At 43.3% G+C, this 18,076-nt stretch carries 19 protein-coding genes; 5 read left to right on the top strand and 14 right to left on the bottom strand.

All coding sequences use genetic code 11. From position 1 onward, the window contains the following. The 4 genes from OU792_RS17220 to OU792_RS17205 all read right to left on the bottom strand — a co-directional run. On the bottom strand, positions 1-369 hold a 369-nt coding region (locus OU792_RS17220; RefSeq protein WP_274670864.1), incomplete at its 3' end, for a hypothetical protein. A gap of 139 nt (positions 370-508) precedes the next feature. Further along, positions 509-1,126, bottom strand: a complete 618-nt coding sequence (locus tag OU792_RS17215) for a hypothetical protein (protein WP_274670863.1) — start codon at positions 1,124-1,126, stop codon at positions 509-511. 41 nt (positions 1,127-1,167) lie between these two features. After that, positions 1,168-1,596: a hypothetical protein gene (locus OU792_RS17210; protein ID WP_026947296.1), complete on the bottom strand. Its 429-nt coding sequence runs from the start codon at positions 1,594-1,596 to the stop codon at positions 1,168-1,170. A 4-nt stretch (positions 1,597-1,600) separates the two neighbouring features. Then, positions 1,601-2,233 carry a hypothetical protein gene (locus OU792_RS17205; RefSeq protein ID WP_274670862.1) on the bottom strand — a complete coding sequence of 211 codons (633 nt, stop codon included), beginning with the start codon at positions 2,231-2,233 and terminating at the stop codon, positions 1,601-1,603. 132 nt (positions 2,234-2,365) lie between these two features. Between OU792_RS17205 and OU792_RS17200 the strand changes: the two genes are divergently transcribed. Further along, positions 2,366-2,938: an RNA polymerase sigma factor gene (locus OU792_RS17200; RefSeq protein ID WP_274670861.1), complete on the top strand. Its 573-nt coding sequence runs from the start codon at positions 2,366-2,368 to the stop codon at positions 2,936-2,938. Next, positions 2,931-4,304 (top strand): hypothetical protein, encoded by a 1,374-nt coding sequence (locus OU792_RS17195; protein WP_274670860.1) that lies wholly within the window; start codon positions 2,931-2,933, stop codon positions 4,302-4,304. The genes OU792_RS17200 and OU792_RS17195 overlap by 8 nt, the downstream gene beginning before the upstream one ends. A 56-nt stretch (positions 4,305-4,360) precedes the next feature. On the opposite strand, the gene madM is transcribed toward OU792_RS17195, so the two are convergent. The 5 genes from madM to OU792_RS17170 all read right to left on the bottom strand — a co-directional run bounded on the left by madM (position 4,361) and on the right by OU792_RS17170 (position 9,302). After that, positions 4,361-5,119 (bottom strand): malonate transporter subunit MadM, encoded by a 759-nt coding sequence (gene madM, locus OU792_RS17190; RefSeq protein WP_274670859.1) that lies wholly within the window; start codon positions 5,117-5,119, stop codon positions 4,361-4,363. Further along, complete coding sequence (gene madL / locus OU792_RS17185) at positions 5,112-5,480, bottom strand: malonate transporter subunit MadL (protein ID WP_274670858.1); 369 nt, start codon at positions 5,478-5,480, stop codon at positions 5,112-5,114. Before madL ends, madM begins: the two co-directional genes overlap by 8 nt. A gap of 3 nt (positions 5,481-5,483) precedes the next feature. Then, complete coding sequence (locus tag OU792_RS17180) at positions 5,484-6,959, bottom strand: acyl-CoA synthetase (RefSeq protein WP_274670857.1); 1,476 nt, start codon at positions 6,957-6,959, stop codon at positions 5,484-5,486. A gap of 212 nt (positions 6,960-7,171) precedes the next feature. Beyond that, positions 7,172-8,800: a Gfo/Idh/MocA family protein gene (locus OU792_RS17175; protein WP_274670856.1), complete on the bottom strand. Its 1,629-nt coding sequence runs from the start codon at positions 8,798-8,800 to the stop codon at positions 7,172-7,174. Positions 8,801-8,813: 13 nt separating this feature from the next. Then, complete coding sequence (locus OU792_RS17170) at positions 8,814-9,302, bottom strand: DoxX family membrane protein (protein ID WP_274670855.1); 489 nt, start codon at positions 9,300-9,302, stop codon at positions 8,814-8,816. 308 nt (positions 9,303-9,610) lie between these two features. Between OU792_RS17170 and OU792_RS17165 the strand changes: the two genes are divergently transcribed. Further along, a complete protein-coding gene (locus OU792_RS17165; protein ID WP_274670854.1) occupies positions 9,611-10,870 on the top strand; it encodes a pyridoxal phosphate-dependent decarboxylase family protein in 1,260 nt (419 codons plus the stop codon). Beyond that, positions 10,871-11,782, top strand: coding sequence for a bifunctional molybdenum cofactor biosynthesis protein MoaC/MoaB (moaCB, locus tag OU792_RS17160; protein WP_274670853.1), 912 nt, complete (start codon positions 10,871-10,873; stop codon positions 11,780-11,782). It begins immediately after the preceding gene. Between the two features lie 50 nt (positions 11,783-11,832). Here moaCB and OU792_RS17155 read toward each other — a convergent pair whose 3' ends face one another. The 4 genes from OU792_RS17155 to OU792_RS17140 all read right to left on the bottom strand — a co-directional run bounded on the left by OU792_RS17155 (position 11,833) and on the right by OU792_RS17140 (position 16,914). After that, positions 11,833-14,091, bottom strand: a complete 2,259-nt coding sequence (locus OU792_RS17155; RefSeq protein WP_274670852.1) for a TonB-dependent receptor domain-containing protein — start codon at positions 14,089-14,091, stop codon at positions 11,833-11,835. A 173-nt stretch (positions 14,092-14,264) separates the two neighbouring features. Beyond that, positions 14,265-14,639, bottom strand: coding sequence for a hypothetical protein (locus OU792_RS17150; RefSeq protein WP_134202457.1), 375 nt, complete (start codon positions 14,637-14,639; stop codon positions 14,265-14,267). A gap of 86 nt (positions 14,640-14,725) precedes the next feature. Further along, positions 14,726-15,577: a DUF6671 family protein gene (locus tag OU792_RS17145; RefSeq protein WP_274670851.1), complete on the bottom strand. Its 852-nt coding sequence runs from the start codon at positions 15,575-15,577 to the stop codon at positions 14,726-14,728. Beyond that, positions 15,559-16,914: a dihydroorotase gene (locus OU792_RS17140; RefSeq protein ID WP_134202459.1), complete on the bottom strand. Its 1,356-nt coding sequence runs from the start codon at positions 16,912-16,914 to the stop codon at positions 15,559-15,561. Before OU792_RS17140 ends, OU792_RS17145 begins: the two co-directional genes overlap by 19 nt. 233 nt (positions 16,915-17,147) lie before the next feature. Between OU792_RS17140 and OU792_RS17135 the strand changes: the two genes are divergently transcribed. Continuing rightward, the gene (locus OU792_RS17135) at positions 17,148-17,537 is read left to right on the top strand and encodes a DUF302 domain-containing protein (RefSeq protein WP_274670850.1); all 390 of its coding nucleotides are present in this window, start codon (positions 17,148-17,150) and stop codon (positions 17,535-17,537) included. A gap of 60 nt (positions 17,538-17,597) precedes the next feature. On the opposite strand, the gene OU792_RS17130 is transcribed toward OU792_RS17135, so the two are convergent. Then, on the bottom strand, positions 17,598-18,076 hold a 479-nt coding region (locus tag OU792_RS17130), incomplete at its 5' end, for a YqhA family protein (RefSeq protein ID WP_274670849.1).

Here is an 18,076-nt window from a genome sequence, read left to right as displayed (position 1 = left end):
TTGGGTAATAAGTATTCTTTCAGAACTTCCCAATTGGCGTGGAATATCCGAATTGTGCCAACTAAATCCAATCCCAGACTCAAGAGAAATATTATTGATTCGGTATCCGATTCCTCCTTGAATGATTCCGTCCATTTCACCGGAAATGGGAAGGTACAGATTGTTGCCCGCTGTGGTTAGGTGCCTTCTCAATCCTGCTTGTGCAATGAAATACACTCCATCTTCCCGGCTAAGGCTTTGTCGGAGTTTACGTTTTTCGTAGGCGCTCGGCTTTCCTTCTGTATAGACCGCATGATCTTTGACTTGGGCCCTTAAATGTGAGAAATATAGGGTAAGAATCAGGGTGAATAAGAGCGCTTTGGTTTTCATAGTTTTAAAATTTTCTTACAAACGACTTATGGATTGTTTTAGTATTTGGTTAAAAAATAATTTAGTCAAAATATATCTTAGTCTTTTCAATTCATAAAAAAAGCGGCCAAAAGCCGCTTTTATCAATTCTATTCAAATCTTAGAATATATTAAATTTCAGTCCTATATATCCGCTCAGTCCAGAGAGATCGGATTGGTTGAAATTCCGATATTCCATATTTCCAACGATTCGATAGCCAGCACCGGCATTAAGTGAGACTAGTCGGTGGAGGTTGATTTCAATCAGGGCTGAAGGCTCTACCTGGAAGAAATTGGCTTCTCCCAATCCTGCCTCACCGATTTCATTATCCATCTGCACTTCACCATACCCGATGTATAACGGAAAAGTCAAGTGAACTAGTTTGCTGGCATTCCAGGTGTATTCTGCAAATCCACCGACAGTCCAATAGTCCATATACACATTAGGAACTGTTTCGCTTTGGGGCACCATATCATTCATGGAAGTGCTGAAATAGGCACCAAATGAAATTTGATCTTTGATGCTGACACCTGCTCGCAGATTGAATAGGGTAGCACCAGCACCGTCCATTTGGGTGAATCCAAATGAAGGAGCGATAAATACACCGAGGTTTTCAGTATTGATCGGTTCGCCTTTTTGGAAAAGCGTCTGAGGTTCATCATTGCTTTGTGCTACTGTGAAAACAGGATTAGTGACAGAAAGCAGGAAAAGGGCTAAAACTACTAGTTGGTTTTTCATTTTGAGGTAGTTTAAATTAGGTTTAATAGGAATTTTGTGGTTTAGAATTCAAATACAAGTCTTTCAAAATCGCCATCATCGTCATCGTCTTCAAAGGTGAGACGATTGTTGGCCTTTCCTCGGAAGTACCAGTCATCATCCAAGTCATCCAGAATGGAAGTGGGAGGGAAGTCCAATTCCAACTCAGTCTGCCCATCGTCTCTGAAAACGCGATAAGATCCTTCAATGACTTCATTTCCTCGGGTGGCGGTGACAGTACCGTCTGTAGAAAAGCGGAAAAGAAAATCATCAACTTCATCCGTTTCATCTTCTCCGTCGTCGATATATTGTACGATTCTTAGTCCTGAGGTAATATTCAGATCATTGCGAAGTTGCTCTGCTCCAATATCTGAGGTGCTGGAACTGCTATTTCCATCCAGGTCACAGGAAATTAGGGCTAGACAGAATAGAACAATTGGTAGTCGGTTCATAGTTTTATTGGTTTTTAAGTTGTTTGAAATTGAATACACCCATTTTTAGTCCGATCTGGAAAGTCAGGGCATTGCCTGCCTCAGGGACTCCCGGGAAATCTTCGATGGGTCCGGTCATCACCCGGTAGCCCAGCCCTGCATGCAGACGTGCAAAGCGATGTAGGTTCACCTCCACCTGAGCGCCTGGCTCTACAAAGAGGGTCTTGGTTTCCTCATAGTCAAAATCTCTTCCTTCTTCATCTACTTCGAGCTCCATGATTCCAAATGCTAGTGGAAAGGTAAAGTGTATCATTTTTGAAGCCTGAAGCGTGTACTCGATAAAACCTCCTGCCTGGTAAGAGTCCACATGGGCTCGTGGCGGAAGAATGTTTTCGAATGATGCTGGTCGGATATCGTTGATCATTTGACCGTAAAATCCACCTATACTTATTTTGTCGCCGAAGGTAAGCCCTCCTCGGAAAAGGAAGTAGCCGGTGTTTTCACCTGCCACCTGGGTCGCCTGAAATCCTGGGTCTACAAATACACCCAAATTGGAGAATGAAAGCTTGCCATCGAAGAGTGTCTCTGGATCTTCCTGAGCTTTTAGGCTTGTCAATGATAAACTGAGGAATGCGGTAAACAAAAAGACTTTTTTCATGGTAGTATGTGCAATTAGTTTGTTTTGCTTCCATTACGATGGGATCAATTCAAACAGTTGCCTGAGGTAGAAAATTTTTTTTTGAGAAGGGGAGGCAACTCTTTATATACGTTTGATCGTGATACCCTTGAAATGAATCTACCCAACTCACAGGATTTACAAGATTTGATCCGAGACTGCCAAAATGGTAAGCGAAAAGCCCAGGAAAGGCTTTTCAAGCTTGCCTACCCTTTAGCAATCTCCGTTAGCAAACGCTATACGCGTGATTTGGACGAAGCCCATTCAGTGGTCAATGAGGGTATGCTGAAGGTTTTCAGGCAATTGGATCAGTATTCGCCCGAACTCAGCTTTGGGGGTTGGATCCGGAGAATCATGGTGAATGCCTCGATTGATCACTATCGCCGACTCAAGCGCTATCAGGATCGATACACGGACTACGAAGGAGAGGAGAGTGCTATGATTTTCGATGAAGGGATTCTGGAAAAAATCAGTGTAGATGAAATTTTAACGCTTGTGCAAGAGTTGCCACCGGCATACCGGATGGTATTTTCACTCTACGCCGTAGAAGGCTACAATCATCGTGAAATCGCTGAGGAACTCGGAATCTCCGAAGGTACTTCCAAGTCAAATTATTCCAAGGCCAAGGCAAAACTGCAAAAAGCATTGGCAAATCAGCACATTATCAAGCAGCAAAATCATGGATAAGCGAGATAATTTTGAAGAGAAAATAAAAGCTAAACTGGAGGAGGTTTCCGGTAATGAAGCCGATCAGGCATGGCAGAGTTTTGCTCCGCTTCTGAATCCTCCGGCTATTCCATTTTGGAAGCATTGGAGCATGCCGTACCTATTTGCATCGGTACTCTTTCTCACTTCCCTCGCATGGCATCAGTGGGGAGAAAAAACTTCACAGGAGATTGCTCAGATGGAGGCCAACCCCGTACTTACTGCTACAGACACGGTATTTAGAAGAGATACGGTTTATGTGGTCGATACAGTTTTTGTTTACAAAAAGGTGTATTTGAATGAAGTTCAAAGCTATCAGTCAGCCTTTGGTTTAGGTTTTTCCGATGAAGGTGATTTTCAAAATTCAGTTTCTGAAACGTTGAATTCATCCACAGCGCAGAGCAAAAATGATTTTGAATTTGGAAAGGAAGAGAAAGAGATTTCGGATCAACAGAATAACACAGATTCTACTTCAATTGCAGAAGCAGTCAAGTTTGCGCCTAAATTATCTCAGGAAGATTCAAGCCAAATTACCATTGGGGAATTAAAAGTGCAGACGGGAAATCCTATGATGCCCGGCTTGAATTCTCAGCAGCAAGCCAATTCCACTCCAGTACGAAGAAGTATGGCTGCTCCATCGGTTGCTCCTCAAGAAAAATATGTTTTCAAATCCGAAAAGGAACTCGTTGAAGGAGATACCAGCAATCTCAATCAGGCTCCTGTACCAGAAAAAAGTAAGCCTATGCTTCATCTCGAATTGGGTGGGTCCTTGCTTTTCCCGATCAGCAATTTGGTGGAATACTATACCCCCTTTCAACAAAACATCCATTTGGGTCTCGAATGGGAAAGTGGCTGGGGTGTTTACCTCGGAGTTATTCGAAATAATGTCGAAGGGGAACTGGACGATGAAGAAATCCTCTCCCTGCCATCTTCAGTAGTAAATGAGCTTCCCAATATTCCTTCCGATATTAATTCCTTGGATGAAATATATTTTACCAATCATCAGTGGTTTTTTCCAATTGAATTGAGATGGAGAAGTTTGTATTATGGTGGGTTTAGCTTCGAAAGTAGTTTTGGTTTGATGGGAAATTATTTAACGAGGCAGGAGTTTATCTATGAGTTTGAAAATTTCTCCGAGGTGGAATATCAATTGGGGAGCACTACTTCCAGTGAATTCAATCTTAGCCATTTGAGGATGGGCATTGGTACCAATTACCTGATGTCCAAACGCCTTGGATTTTTCTTGAGAAGTCACTATTGGCTTCCGATTTCTCGGCCTGGTCTGTTAAAGGACAGGATGCATGGCTTGGAAGTAGGGATAGGAGTAAATGTTTTCTTGGGTAAATAATTTCTCCTGGTGATTAAGTTAGATGAAGCCTTGATCTATCTATTAAATCATTTGTTTTAGAAAAATAAGGTAAGAATTAGATAGAAAAGAGAGGGACAAAGTAGGCAACCAACTCCTGTGTAGAAAGTGGCAGTTACGGCACCATAAGGAACTAGTTTGGGGTCTGTTGCAGCTAATCCTGCAGCTACCCCACTCGAAGTCCCCATGATTCCTCCGAATGCCATGGCCGACTCTGGACTATAGAGTCCGATTTTTTTAGCTGCAATTGGGGTGAAAATCGTAACAGCGATGGTTTTTACAACGCCGATAGCAATACTCAAGGCAATTACCTCCGATGAAGCGCCAACAGCAGCACCTGTGATCGGGCCGACGATGTAGGTACAAGCACCTGCACCAATGGTACACAAACTGGCAGCATCCCGAATACCCCAGGCAAAGGCAAGTCCAACCCCCAGGAAAAAAAACAAGACTATGCCCATCAATAAGGAAACTAAACCCAACCAACCTGCCTTTCGGATAAGGTCCAGATTTGCTCCCAATGCTGTGGCCACTATCGTAAAATCCCGAAACATCGAGCCACCCAAAATACCCACTCCGGCAAAAAGTGAAAGGTTAGAGATTCCTTTTTCTCCCTCAGCCCAAACTCCTCCTAAATAACCTAAAACCAAGCCTAGAAAGATAGAAACCGCAGAGCCAGGGACTTTAGAACGGAAAAGGTTTTTTGAAAGAAAATCTCCAATGATAAAAACAAATCCAATGACCACGAAACCAAAAATCAGCCCGTTTTTTTCGATGAGTTCAAGTAGCTTATCCATGTGGCGGGCGATTGAATTTTTTCATAATCCAAGGAAAGATGAGGAAACCAGCCATAACGGGAATTATTCCTGCAATCAGTGCCAAACTTCCAGAAGAAACTGCGGGTTTTACATTCAAACTAGCTGCCATGGCGATGACAACGGGGATATACATTTTGCTCCAAAAAGCAATGCCTTCGGTCATTGCGGGGCTCATTCTGTTTTTTTGGACCAACCATTCCTTGCCTAGCATTAAGAAAATCATGGCAAAGCCCACACCACCAACATTTGCCTGGATTCCTAGCCAATCCCCCAAAAGTACTCCCACCCATTGTCCGAGGATAAAGGCAAGGGCAAGCAGAGCTACTCCGTAAATAGTCATGATTTAGAATAGTTTTTTGAGTTCATTTTTCGTCACTTTACCAAGTGCGTTTCTTGGCAATTCTTCCAAGAAGATAAAATCTTTAGGGATTTTGTAGGAAGGGAGCTGGGCTCGAAGCCAATTTTTCAATTCTGAAATATCAATATTCTGATCCGTAACTAGTGCGGCTACTACTTTCTCACCCCATTCTTCATCTTGGATTCCTACCACTCCGCAATCTTTGATTGCCTCATGTGCGCGGATTTTTTCTTCTATCTCCAGAGCAGAGATTTTGTATCCTCCAGACTTGATGATATCCACCGAATCTCTCCCTAGGATTCGAAAGTAGCCATCTTCCACAATAGCAATGTCTCCGGTCTTAAACCATCCATCTTTGGTAAAGGCTTTGGCGGTGGCTTCCGGCTTCCCCCAATATTCAGAAAACACCGTGTTTCCCTTGACTTGGATTTCCCCTGATTTACCGGGGGAAACCTCTTTACCATCTTCGTCACAAAGTCTCACAAATACGCCCGGGAGGGCTTGTCCTATATGACCTGGTCTTCGCTCTCCATCATAGGGATTGCTTATCGCCATGCCTATTTCCGTCATTCCATATCGCTCCAATAAAGTGTGCCCTGAAATTTCCTTCCATTTTTCCATGACAGAAACCGGCAAAGCAGCAGAGCCAGAGACCATGAATCTAAATTTTTTCAGTGCTTTTTGGATTTCTTCCTGCTCGGAGCCTGAAAGAGTTTCATAGAAAGCGATCAATTTGAAGTAGATTGTTGGCACGGCCATAAATACATTGACCTTACCTTCACTGAAGATGTCAAAGACTTTTGCAGGATCAAACTGAGGTAAAAACTGAACTTTTGCACCTGACCATAAAGCACAGGAATTGACATTGATTATCCCATGCACATGGTGCAAAGGCAGAATGGATAAAATTTGATCATTTTCTGACCATTTCCAAGCCTGAACCAGGCTTTTGATTTGGGCGGTGATGGTCTGGTGTGGGCTCAACACACCCTTGGGTAAACTCGTGGTGCCACTGGTGTATAAAATCATAGCACCTCTTGCAGGGTCAATATCAGGAAGATGAGCAGTTGGCTGGTTTACAAATTCTTTGCTTGATAGATAGGTTAAATCTTCCCGAGCTCTCAATGGAGATAGCAAGTCTTCAAACTCCGGAGCTACAATCAAAAAACTGGCTTTGGTGTCATCAATAACATACTCTAAGGAAGGTAGAGGGTAGGAGGTGCAGAGTGGTACCGCAATCCCGCCTGCCCGCCAAATACCCCACTGAATAGCCAAGTAGTCAAAAGAAGGAGGGATAATAAAAGCTACCCTTTCTTGATTCAAATCCTTCTGTGTAGCGAGAAGATTCGTGGCGATTGCTGCGCTTTTATCCAATAAGTGTTGGTAGGAGTAGTGCTGCTCTTGATCTAAAACAGCTATTCGTGAAGGAAATTGAAAGGCTTTTTCAATTAGTGGTATCATGTGAGAGTATGCTTTTTTAATATGATATCATCCATTCCAAAATTCCTTGGGTAATCAGGACTCAATTTGAAAGGAGGGCTTCAAAATCGGGGCAATTTTCGAAATAAACCAACCGTCCTCGTAAAATGTGAGCAATAAAAAGAGGCTGAATGTTAGTTCAGCCTCTAGGGTTGGCGGCTTATTGTAAGTCCTAAACGACTAATTAAAATTGACTAGCTGACATAGCTTACTGAGTTATCAAGAAGAATGGCATCCAATTCTTCTTCCGGGAGGGTGATGATTTTTTCAGTCTCCTCATCCCACTCCATTCTTCTTCCAGTTTTGTAAGATAAGCCTGCCATATGAGCCGTAATGGCTTCCTCAAAGCCTTCATCTATTCCACAGCTTGGATTTCCACCATTTCTAATACAGCTGAGCCATTCCCGGATATGAAGGAAGGTTGAGTCAACCCGCTTTCCATCTCGGTAAGTCCACAGCAACCCTTTGTTGGCAAAATACTTGGCAGTGGCTGAAGTCACCGCATCCACTCCATTTGCGCTTGGGTCGTATTGGTAGATCGGAACAGCCGGGTCAATCCTTCCATCTTGAATCATTTCTTTGTATTGGGTGGATCGAGGATCAGCGTAAATTGTCAGGATGTTTCCAAGTTCCATACTGGCATCATGCCCCATGAGTACGGTACCCCGATCGAATTGATTCCCCAAGGTTGCACTGTAAACTAGGCTCATTCCTTTTTCTTTTCCACTCTCCTGACTGGATCCGGTGCTAAACTCAGGAAAGTCCATATTCACTTGCATGACGTCCGGTACATTCCTGCCATCTCGGTGGGTATAAATTCCTCCGGACGCAGTTACATATTTTGGAATTCCCATATTCAAAACACAATTAATCCGGTCATAGTCATGGGTCAATAAGTCCCCGGATAATCCAGAACCATAGGCCCACCATTTTCTCCAGCGAAAGAAATGCTCCTTGTTAAATGGTACGTAAGGGGCATTTCCCAAAAAGGCATTCCAATCAATGGTATCTGGAGAAGCATCTGGGTGAATCCTGTATTGCCAAGCACCGTTGTCGTCGTTTCGATTGGTATTGGTGACGACAAGTGATATGTGTCCCAGGGTGTTTTTAGAAATGGCATCTTGGGCAGTCAGAAAGCTTAATGTTTGTCGATGCTGATGTCCAACAGCGAGTATAGCCCCTGGATTTCTTCTGACGGCCTCGCGTAGTAAATAAGTCTCCGAAACCGTATGGGTCATGGGCTTTTCTACATAAACATGAACTCCTGCTTCGATGGCTGCCTGTGCCATGGGAGCATGCCAATGATCTGGAGTAGCAATGATTACAGCGTCTACGTCTCCGCTATGAATCATGTCCAAATAAGTGGGGTATCTTTTGCAGGGATTATCAGATGTGTTGAAGGAGCGAAGCGCATCCTCAGCCCGTACATCGAAAATATCACAGACTCCAACCAATTTGACATTGAGGTTTTCCTGATCTTTGAAGTCTTCTAGTCTTTTGTCGTTTGGGTCCTCCTGACTGGATATTGCCATTGCTTCCAACCATTCATTGGTAGCAAACCCCAAGGCCCGCATCAATTGCTCTCCGCGTATCCCAAAGCCTATCAATCCAATCCTTACCGGGTTTCCTTCCATGGATCCCGAGGGTGGGGGTGGACTGGCTTTGATGTTTAGCCTTTCTAAAAGCAGTTCTTTTTCAAGTTTTGATTTTTCGGTAGTATCCCATCCGGCTGCCCAAACAGAGCCCAAGATTGGGAGACCTGCCACACTTTTTAGCCAGTCTCTTCTTGAAAATCCACCAAGTAGTTTTTTATCTGTTGACATGATTTCTTTGGGTTTAAGTGGATTGAGTTTTGATTTCTTTTTTATGGAATAGTCTTTCCAATCCAAAGCTCATCGAGGTAGGAAATAGGTAAACCACCACTAGGGCAACTGCCTCAATAAGGTTTTTATTGATGATCCAATAGCTGCCTTCGGTGATTCCTTGAGGATGTCCCGGAAAGGGTGGATGTGCCAAATAGTAGAGAAGTAATAGCCCGATCCCTAAAATGCTTGCGAGCTTGGTGCGAAATCCAAGAATGAGTCCCGCACCCACCAAAATCATTGTGGTAACATTCAAGGTGTCTACTAACGAAATCATGGAATCACTGCCTAGCCAATGGAAAAAAGATTCCAGGTAGGTCGCACTGAGCAGATAGCCTTTGGCTGTCCAAGACGGGGTGTAAAGTTTGATGACTCCTTCATAGAGGAAATGCCATCCCACGAACAGGCGCAACAATACCAAAGCGATGGTTTGTGCTGATGATAGGGGTTGAGATGCCGACATTTTTTTCTGGGTTTTGTTGAACGATATTAGGGTGTTATACACTGAAATAGTATGAGGAAAGTCAGTTGATGAAATGATGTTTCCCTTTTTCTAGTATCGGCAACTGATTGATTTCCAGTTTAATTTACTCCAAATATTAAAAATAAAGTAGACGTGATTTCGAAGCTTTGCGGGGAAAAACCAGCACCGTCGAACTGAAAGAAAATTTTTTGGACTACCGGATGAAAGCCTTTTCCAAAACCTGATGAAAGTCAATATTATTCCCAAATAGCAGGCCTAACTTTGTTTCTTACGAAAGAGCAGAAATCATGATGATTGAAATGAAATATTGGAAAAAGCTGAATGCTGAGCAGCGATTGAATCGGGTTCAGCAGGCTTTGAAGGACAATGTAGACTTTTCAAAAGATGCCAATTTGGGCTATCCTGCATCCCGCTTGGATGAAAAGGTATTTACCAATGAGTCTCTTTTTCTTCGGGAAATGCCCGTGCTCAGTACCTACATCGCCAATCCCAATCATATTGGTTGTCATACATATGGTACTTCCGAATTCGCCTTTAAGGGCACTCAGGCCATCGAGCAGGAAGTGTTGAAAATGATGGCTGTCGATTTATTCAAAATCGAGGAAGATCAGTTTGACGGATATATCTCTCCTGGAGGTACTGAAGCAAATGCTCAGGCCATGTGGATTTATCGCAATGAATTCATGAAAAAGCAAGGAGCCAAACTCGAAGAAATTGTCATTTTGGCTTCGGAGGATACCCACTATTCTATTCCTAAATCCGCCAACTTGCTAATGCTGGATTGGGAGAAAGTATCGGTGGATGCCGAGACTCGGGATGTCACTCCTGAAGCTGTTCGCGAGAGTATTAAAGTTGCGCTGAGTAAGGGAAAAAAATATTTCATCGTAGTAGCCAATATGGGTACCACGATGTTCGGATCAGTTGATGATCCTACAGTTTTTACAGATGTTTTAAAAGAGTATCAACTACCATTTAGACTGCATATTGACGGCGCTTATGGGGGTTTTGTTTATCCTTTTGGAGACTTTGAAAACCAAATCAATTTCACCAATCCGGATATTTCATCCATCACTATCGATGCGCATAAAATGCTACAGGCGCCCTATGGAACGGGTATTTTTGTGTGCCGCAAAGGCCTGATCGAAAATGTACTCACTTCAGAGGCTCAGTATGTGGAGGGAATGGATTTGACGCTCTGTGGTAGTCGATCCGGAGCCAATGCTGTAGCAGTGTGGGTGATTTTGACCACCTATGGGCCGCATAAATGGTATGAGAAAATCTCAGTGATTAAGATGCGTACCAACTGGCTTTGCAAGCAGCTTGATCAGTTGGGCGTAACCTATTTCCGAGAGCCTGAGATGAATATCGTGACCATCCGGTCTGAGTGTGTTCCTGAGGAACTTGCCCACAAATACAACCTAGTGCCACAAAGCCACGATGAAACAAACCAGTGGTACAAAATTGTCCTAATGGATCATGTGGAGATCGAGCATTTGAAAGATTTTATTCAGGATATGGTATCTTGCGGGTATCCAAATCCCAAATAGATGGTCGATATTACCCCTAAAAGCAGTACCCTTCGGAAAGCGATCGCTCAGGCTATCGTCAAAGTCAGTAAACCAGAAACCATTCAGGCTATCAATCAAAGAACCGTTCCCAAAGGGGATGTATTGGAATGTGCTCGTGTGGCTGGACTTTTTGCGGCTAAGCGTACGGCAGACATGATTCCTGATTGTCATCCACTTCCTGTGGAGTTTACCTCGGTCAGCTATGAGATCGAGGAGATGGAGGTGAAAGTTTTGGTAGAGATTCATACTATTTACAAGACTGGAGTAGAGGTGGAAGCGATGCATGCAGCCTCCGTAGTGGCTTTGACTATGTATGATATGCTCAAGCCTATCGATAAGGAAGTAAGCATTGAGCAGATCAAGCTAGTAGAAAAGAAAGGTGGGAAATCCGATCGGACGCCAAGTTCAGAAAGAACTATTTCCGCCCGAGTGGTGGTTTGCTCTGATTCTATTTCTCAAGGAAAAGGAGAGGACCGAGCAGGGGAGGCGATTCGTGAACGACTGGAAAAATATGGTGTCAAGGTCTTGGAAAAAACAGTGATCCCTGACGATTCTCAGCAGATTCAAGGTCTTGCGAAGGATTCCTCGAAGGCTGGAATTGATCTTTTGATTTTTACAGGTGGTACAGGCTTGTCACCGAGGGACGTGACGCCTGAATCCTTGGAAATGATTTTGGAAAGAAGAGTGCCGGGCATAGAGGAAGCGATCCGGAACTATGGTCAGCAGCGGACGCCTTATGCCATGCTTTCGCGTTCAATAGCTGGTTTGATTGGAAATACGCTCGTATTGGGCTTACCGGGATCTGCCAAGGGAGCCGCCGAATCCATGGATGCCGTTTTCCCAGCAATCCTTCATGTTTTCAAAGTAATGGAAGGGTCGCGGCATGATTGAGAATTTAAAGACCTTCCAGGTTTAAAAAACCTAGAAGGTCTCGTGACTACTTAAGGAAACTTAAAGCTCAGCATCAGGAAGAAGTTTCTCCCTGGTGAATACATGGGGGTTTTATTCATTCCAATGGGTCGAGTCAAGTGTTCATAGTATGTCTCATCGAGGATATTTTGAACACCTCCTTTGAGAAGCAGATTAGAGTATAGCGGATAGCTGATATCCCAGTCTATCAAACTAAACCCGGGTGTTTTTCCTTCTCCAAATACTTCAGATACTCGGTTTTGCTGACTGACGAAACGGAAATTTAACCCTGTCTGCAATTTTCCCTCTACAAACTGTCCCATCATCCGATACCTTACATCCAAGGGAGCGATCTCGGGAAGTGGAGCATCTAAGCCCAAATCCTTGCCATAGGTATAGGCTAGATCCAAGGAATGAGATAGATTGGGAATGATTTGGTGTCTAAAAGTTACCTCAACCCCAGCTTTTAAAGCTTCATCCAAATTAACGAAGCGACGAACACCAGGGCTACTTGGGAGACGTGGGTTTAGGTCTGTTTTGACAGAGGAAATGTAATTAGTTAAGTAAGAACCGAATAAGGTCACTTCTGCAAAGACTTTCTCTCTTTCAAAACCCACTACCAAGTCAATCTGATTATTTGTTTCAGGATTGATTTGAGGGTCGCCGACCATTTCCCAAGGATCCAGTCCCACAGGTAGAAAATTAATGTAGCGCTCCAAAAGGCTTCCGCTTCGCTGCACACTCGCTGCCCAAATACCCAAGGACCAAGCTTTTCCCAAGCTATGTTGCCAACCCAAACTGATTCCCGGGTTCACTTGGGTGTTTTTAGTCTCTGGATTCAGTTGGATAAATTCTTCGGCTGGATCCAAGGCTTGTGCTTGGTTTACCTCCAATCTGGTAGAAGCATTGAGAGTAGAGGAACCTAGGGTGAATATGTAATTGGCGAAGACCCCGGTTTTCTGGATATTCGAGTCTTGCCAGACATTGTCAGTGAACACTCTTCCTGCCATTGGGCCCATAAGCATTTCACGGGTACGACTTCCCTCAGCAGATTCCGATCGGTGATCTATTCCAGCATACAGCTTTCCTTGCTCAAAAGTCCAAGTTCCTTCAGTCCGAATCCCCCAATTTTGGGTAATGGCTGGAGTAGAGGCATTGACCATTCGGGGATTTAGATCGCGGAGAAGATTATCCATCAAGTGATCGACCCGGGAAAAATAGGCGGAATTAGTCCAGGAAACTAGTTTTTGACCTTCTATGGTGCGGGTATGGAAGACACTTCCCATCCAGGTATCATCAGTGCGAAGATCCATCGCCAGGGATGGAAAATCCACATCCCGTGCAAAATTTCTATTTAGAGATACTTGAAGCAAATCACGCTTACTTACCTGCAAATCCCCATAAATACCAACGGTTCCCCGCTTGAAATTACCTGGTATCATTTCCCCGTTTCCAGCCTGATAATCCGAGCCTGAGGAATAACTTCCTAAAACTCCTATATCATAATTAGAACCTTGGAACCCTACACGGCCTTCATTTCGCCAGATATTGCCATTGGATTCATAGAGGGAGGAAATTTGGCCATAGGTTCCGGGGTTGGATCCGAAATTTGGCTTTTCCGGGATGTAATTGATAGTGCCGCCTAGGCCTATTCCGTAGCGTAAAGCATGCGGACCTTTCAGGATTTCTACCTGCTGAATGCGGTTTAAGGCAACCTGAGAAGTCGGGGGATCCATCCGGTTGGGACAAGCAGCATTGGCTGTCTGAATACCATTGATCACCACATTAAGCTGGTCATATTTGAATCCACGCATCACCGGGTCAAAGGCGAAATTGCTACCCTTTCTGATACCCGAGACAACTGGATTAAGCATTAGGATCGCACCGGCATCATGGTGCAATCTTTCCTGATCAGAGAGCACGATTTTTTTATCTTTTTCATCGGTCATTTTGATGGAAATGACAGAAACCGGTTGTAATCCTATCGTTGTTTCTTTTCGGTAGGAAAACCCGGTTTTTGCTGCATCAAGTATCTTTTCAGGGCTTAGAAACCACCTTCCATAGCTTAAATGATTTAGATAAAGAATGGTTTTTTCTTCCCATTTCAAAGAAAGTCTTCCTTCTGCGTCACTGATACCCGATTGGGAGCCATAGCTGTAGCTGACCCCTACGATAGGAAACTGCTGATCTGAGTCAAGGAGTTGGAAATTAATTTTTTGCTGCCCAAAGACAAATGAGGTAAGTAAGAGCATACTGAGTATGCCCGATAATTGAATCAAATGAGTTTTCATTAGACTAAGTTTTTTGATAATAGAATCCCATGCTTCAATTCGTAGAAATGAAGGGTGAATTGGTGAAAAATGAAATATGAAATCGAGCATTACTAAAAGTCACACTCTGGAATGTTTATATTTTGCGAGATTCCATGTGGCAACTGAAAAACAAATTATAAACACATGAATACTTAGCCTTGAGGTGGGTGAAAAAAGTCCTCCGAATTAATATGCTGGTATAATTCCACACTACTTTTTAGCGTATTCTCTAAAAATTGAATGATTTTGCGATCTGGGAGCTCAATCAAATTTTGTGAGATGAAATTGAGCTGAAGTTCTTCTAGAGTGATTTCCTCCGAATTGGCAGGCAAGTCCTTGGCCTCGGAAAGCCTCTTGGAAAGCTCACATTTACCATCACATTCCATTTCAGGCTTGTCCTTGTTGATACAATACAAGGCTGTAATCTCCTCCCGGTCCCAATAAAAATGAGCCTGAATAAGGGTATAGCCCATTCCATTTAGCAGGACTAGCGAAATGAGTAGAATATGGGTGATAGCCTTCGCCATTAGACCACAAATTTGTTCCCTCTTTCTGACTCAAAAGGTGATTTTAATCACGCATTTCAATTTTTTAAGAGGATTTCAAAGGCTAATTATGGGTTGCATCTATTGCAATACATGGGATCTTCTTCTTCCTTTCCATTTGGAAAAAGTCTCCGCTCGCTATGTTGACAATAGTCGCAGCTATAGTGATGGGCTAGGGTAGATTCCGTAGGCGATCCGCACCATGAGCAGGGGAGGCCTGACTCTCGTTCGCTTACCCAAAACCCAGGCTTGCTACAAGCAGGGCAGCAGGAGTTGATTTGTTTGATTAATTGAAAAGCAGTTTCCTCGATGACCTTCATTCTGCTGGGATTAAATAGGGCCCGCATATCCGTTTCCACTTTGGCTTTAGCATACTGATTGAGTAATCCTTGAGCCTTTTCCTGTAGCTCTTTCCAATCGGCAATGCCTTTAAAAATTTCACCTTTTTCCCCTTTCAAAATCAATCCATGACTGGGGAAAAGGGCTTTCTCGGCAAATTCCCGAAGCTCTTCTTTCAACTCAAATTCCTGAGCGTTAAAATTGGTTTTGGTACTAAGATGACGTGCATGGATTTTTAAACCCAGTTTTTTGTCAATCAGCAGCAGGTGTTCTTCATCTGCAGGAAGAAAAAAAGCTGCTGGATGAGCTCCAAATGAACCTTCGCTTGCCAAAGCTAAGTCCATACCGGTGATATCCATAGCCCATTTACATTTCCGCTCTGCCGTGGTGATAGGGTCCTCTTTTCGTTCGATTTCTCCGGAAAAGGTACCTAGCAAATCCGTGTCTAAACCTTCAGGAATTAGTATTTCAACTCCCAGTTCTTTTTCCAAAATCGGCCCTAAGACCGCTTCTTTTCGATGTTTGGTAGCGATGACTAGTTTGCGACCATCGAAAAGGGCTTTTACTCCTTGTTTTCCCATTCAACTTCCAGCGCTTTTCCTCTTGAATCTTCCTGAAAATCACCCTGATCGAAAACCAGATTTCCGTTGACAAAGGTTTTTTCTACTTGAGTCTGAAATTGGGTGCCTTCCAAAGGTGACCAGCCACACTTGTAAAGGATATTCTCTTTGCTCACCGTCCATGGGCTATCCATATTCACCAAGACGAGATCTGCGAAATAGCCTTCCCGAATGTATCCACGTTCTTTGATTTTGTAAAGGATGGCCGGATTGTGGCACATTTTCTCTACTATTTTCTCCAAACTGATTTTTCCTCTCTTAAAAAATTCCAGCATACAAGCCAAGGAATGCTGCACCAATGGAGCTCCCGACATGGATTGAAAATAAGGCTTGAGCTTTTCTTCCAAAGCGTGCGGAGCATGATCCGTGGTGATCAAGTCGATTCGATCATCGATTAGAGCTTGAAGAAGTCCATCGGCATCTTTTTGGGTTTTGATGGCAGGATTCCACTTGATCAGGGTTCCTTTTTCTTCGTAATCCGCATCGGTAAACCAAAGGTGGTGAACAGATACCTCTGTCGTGATTTTTTTATCTTCTAGCGGTATATCATTTCGAAATAAGCTCGTTTCCTTTGCGGTGCTCAGGTGGAGGATGTGAAGCTTGGCGTCATGTTTTTTAGCTAAAGCAATGGCTCTTTCTGTAGCTTCGAAGCATGCTTGTTCACTTCGAATCAGTGGGTGAAATTTTACCGGAACATCATCCCCATATTTCTCCCGATAAGCCTCCTCATTTTTTTCTACGATTTCCTCTTTTTCCGAGTGAATGGCTAGAATTCCTTTGTTTGCTGCAAATATTTTCTCCAGCATATCCGGACGGTCTGCAAGGATATTTCCTTTTCCTGAAAAGTAAAGGCCATCATCGGTGAGTGCTAGGAGTTTTCGAGTATCCCATGTGATGGCTTCTTCGAGATTTTCGCCGTTGATGCCGAGCAAGAATCCATAATTGGCCACTGACTTTTGCGAAGCAATTTGGTACTTCTCCTCCAGAAGCTCCATGGTCAACGTATTAGGGCGGGTATTGGGCATGTCTATAAAAGAGGTCACACCTCCCGCTACTGCTGCCTTACTTTCGCTATGAATATCAGCCTTGTGGGTCAGTCCCGGATCCCGGAAATGAACCTGTCCGTCTATCACACCCGGCAGCAGGACCTTGCCTTTGCCATCAATTAGATGGTAGCCTTCTTGGGCTGGAATTGATCCGATTTTTTGGATTTTCTCGTTTTCGATCAAGACATCAGCGACAAATGTCTTGCCTTCATTCACTAGGGTAGCTTGCTGGATCAGGTAAGTAGGCTTCAAGGATATTGGGATTTTGGGATGAAAGAAATGATTTGCTTAGAATGCCTGCAAGATACAACATGAGGATTAAGAATGGGAGAAAAAAGGGGAGAAGGAGAAGTTCTTGCCTGTAGTAAAGTATGGGACTGACAAGATGCTATGTAATGGAAGTTACTGTAATTCATGATTAATCTGATTAGCTTGACAATTGAATTAAGATTTTCAATTAAAGAAAACAATCTAACCCTTAAGACATGAACTATTATCAATCCAAAACTCTAAAATCAAAAGACTTGGCGAGCCTTCGTAGCAAGGTGGAGGCTGGACTCAAGGAAGTGGGTTTCGGTATCTTGACCGAAATCGATATTCAGGCCACGATGAAAAAGAAATTGGACAAAGATTACCCTCCGTTTCTGATTCTGGGGGCTTGTAATCCGGTTTTTGCCGATAAGGTTTTGACTGCTGAACCCCATGTGAGCACGCTTTTGCCCTGCAATGTCACGATTCGAAGTTTGGGAGGGGATGATTACGAAGTAATTATGATGGACCCCGCCGCTGCGATGTCCGTGGTGGACAATCCCGAGATTGAGCCGCTTGCCGGAGAGGTGAGAGCAAAGTTAGTTGGGATGTTGGAGGGATTGTAGAAGAAAGGCCTTCAGAAATGATTCTGAAGGTTTTTTTATGGATATGGTCTGGATAATTAATTAATGTTTCAGCATTTTTGAACTTACGGAAAATAGAAATACTGCGGCAGGAATTATCAAAACCGACCAGTCGAGCAATCCTTCCGACTTCAAAACATGAGTGCAGAATGTGATCAATAGAGTTAGTAAAATTGCATTCCAAGTAAGGTGTTTTAATTGGTAGAAATCATGAATAGTTAACCAGGGTAGGTCAATTTTTTTCAAGAGATTGAATTCAGGATAAAACAGCTTCATAAAGCCTAAGGCTAGAATGAGGAAGACTAAGGCAACTAGAAACAAATCCAAGGATTCAATAATCTCTAATCCCGGTTTACCTTGAGTTCCAGCTGAATAAAAGATAGAAAATGCGTGAAATGATTTGTATATACCAATTCCTGCGGTGAACAAGAAGTTTACAAACATAGTCAATGAGATCAGTAGTACAGTAGTCTTATAAACCTTGATCATTTTTGGAGGGATTAATGATTTGGTTCCAAACT

This window comes from Algoriphagus sp. NF (genome assembly GCF_028823735.1).
Lineage (GTDB): Bacteria > Bacteroidota > Bacteroidia > Cytophagales > Cyclobacteriaceae > Algoriphagus > Algoriphagus marincola.
Note: the sequence above shows the minus strand (reverse complement) of the source record. Positions and strands in the feature narration are given on the sequence as shown.

Coding starts and splice junctions, on each gene's coding strand:
- OU792_RS17215 (WP_274670863.1), bottom strand. CDS start 1,126: ATGAAAAACCAACTAGTAGTTTTAGCCCTTTTCCTGCTTTCTGTCACT.
- OU792_RS17210 (WP_026947296.1), bottom strand. CDS start 1,596: ATGAACCGACTACCAATTGTTCTATTCTGTCTAGCCCTAATTTCCTGT.
- OU792_RS17205 (WP_274670862.1), bottom strand. CDS start 2,233: ATGAAAAAAGTCTTTTTGTTTACCGCATTCCTCAGTTTATCATTGACA.
- OU792_RS17200 (WP_274670861.1), top strand. CDS start 2,366: ATGAATCTACCCAACTCACAGGATTTACAAGATTTGATCCGAGACTGC.
- OU792_RS17195 (WP_274670860.1), top strand. CDS start 2,931: ATGGATAAGCGAGATAATTTTGAAGAGAAAATAAAAGCTAAACTGGAG.
- madM (WP_274670859.1), bottom strand. CDS start 5,119: ATGGATAAGCTACTTGAACTCATCGAAAAAAACGGGCTGATTTTTGGT.
- madL (WP_274670858.1), bottom strand. CDS start 5,480: ATGACTATTTACGGAGTAGCTCTGCTTGCCCTTGCCTTTATCCTCGGA.
- OU792_RS17180 (WP_274670857.1), bottom strand. CDS start 6,959: ATGATACCACTAATTGAAAAAGCCTTTCAATTTCCTTCACGAATAGCT.
- OU792_RS17175 (WP_274670856.1), bottom strand. CDS start 8,800: ATGTCAACAGATAAAAAACTACTTGGTGGATTTTCAAGAAGAGACTGG.
- OU792_RS17170 (WP_274670855.1), bottom strand. CDS start 9,302: ATGTCGGCATCTCAACCCCTATCATCAGCACAAACCATCGCTTTGGTA.
- OU792_RS17165 (WP_274670854.1), top strand. CDS start 9,611: ATGATGATTGAAATGAAATATTGGAAAAAGCTGAATGCTGAGCAGCGA.
- moaCB (WP_274670853.1), top strand. CDS start 10,871: ATGGTCGATATTACCCCTAAAAGCAGTACCCTTCGGAAAGCGATCGCT.
- OU792_RS17155 (WP_274670852.1), bottom strand. CDS start 14,091: ATGAAAACTCATTTGATTCAATTATCGGGCATACTCAGTATGCTCTTA.
- OU792_RS17150 (WP_134202457.1), bottom strand. CDS start 14,639: ATGGCGAAGGCTATCACCCATATTCTACTCATTTCGCTAGTCCTGCTA.
- OU792_RS17145 (WP_274670851.1), bottom strand. CDS start 15,577: ATGGGAAAACAAGGAGTAAAAGCCCTTTTCGATGGTCGCAAACTAGTC.
- OU792_RS17135 (WP_274670850.1), top strand. CDS start 17,148: ATGAACTATTATCAATCCAAAACTCTAAAATCAAAAGACTTGGCGAGC.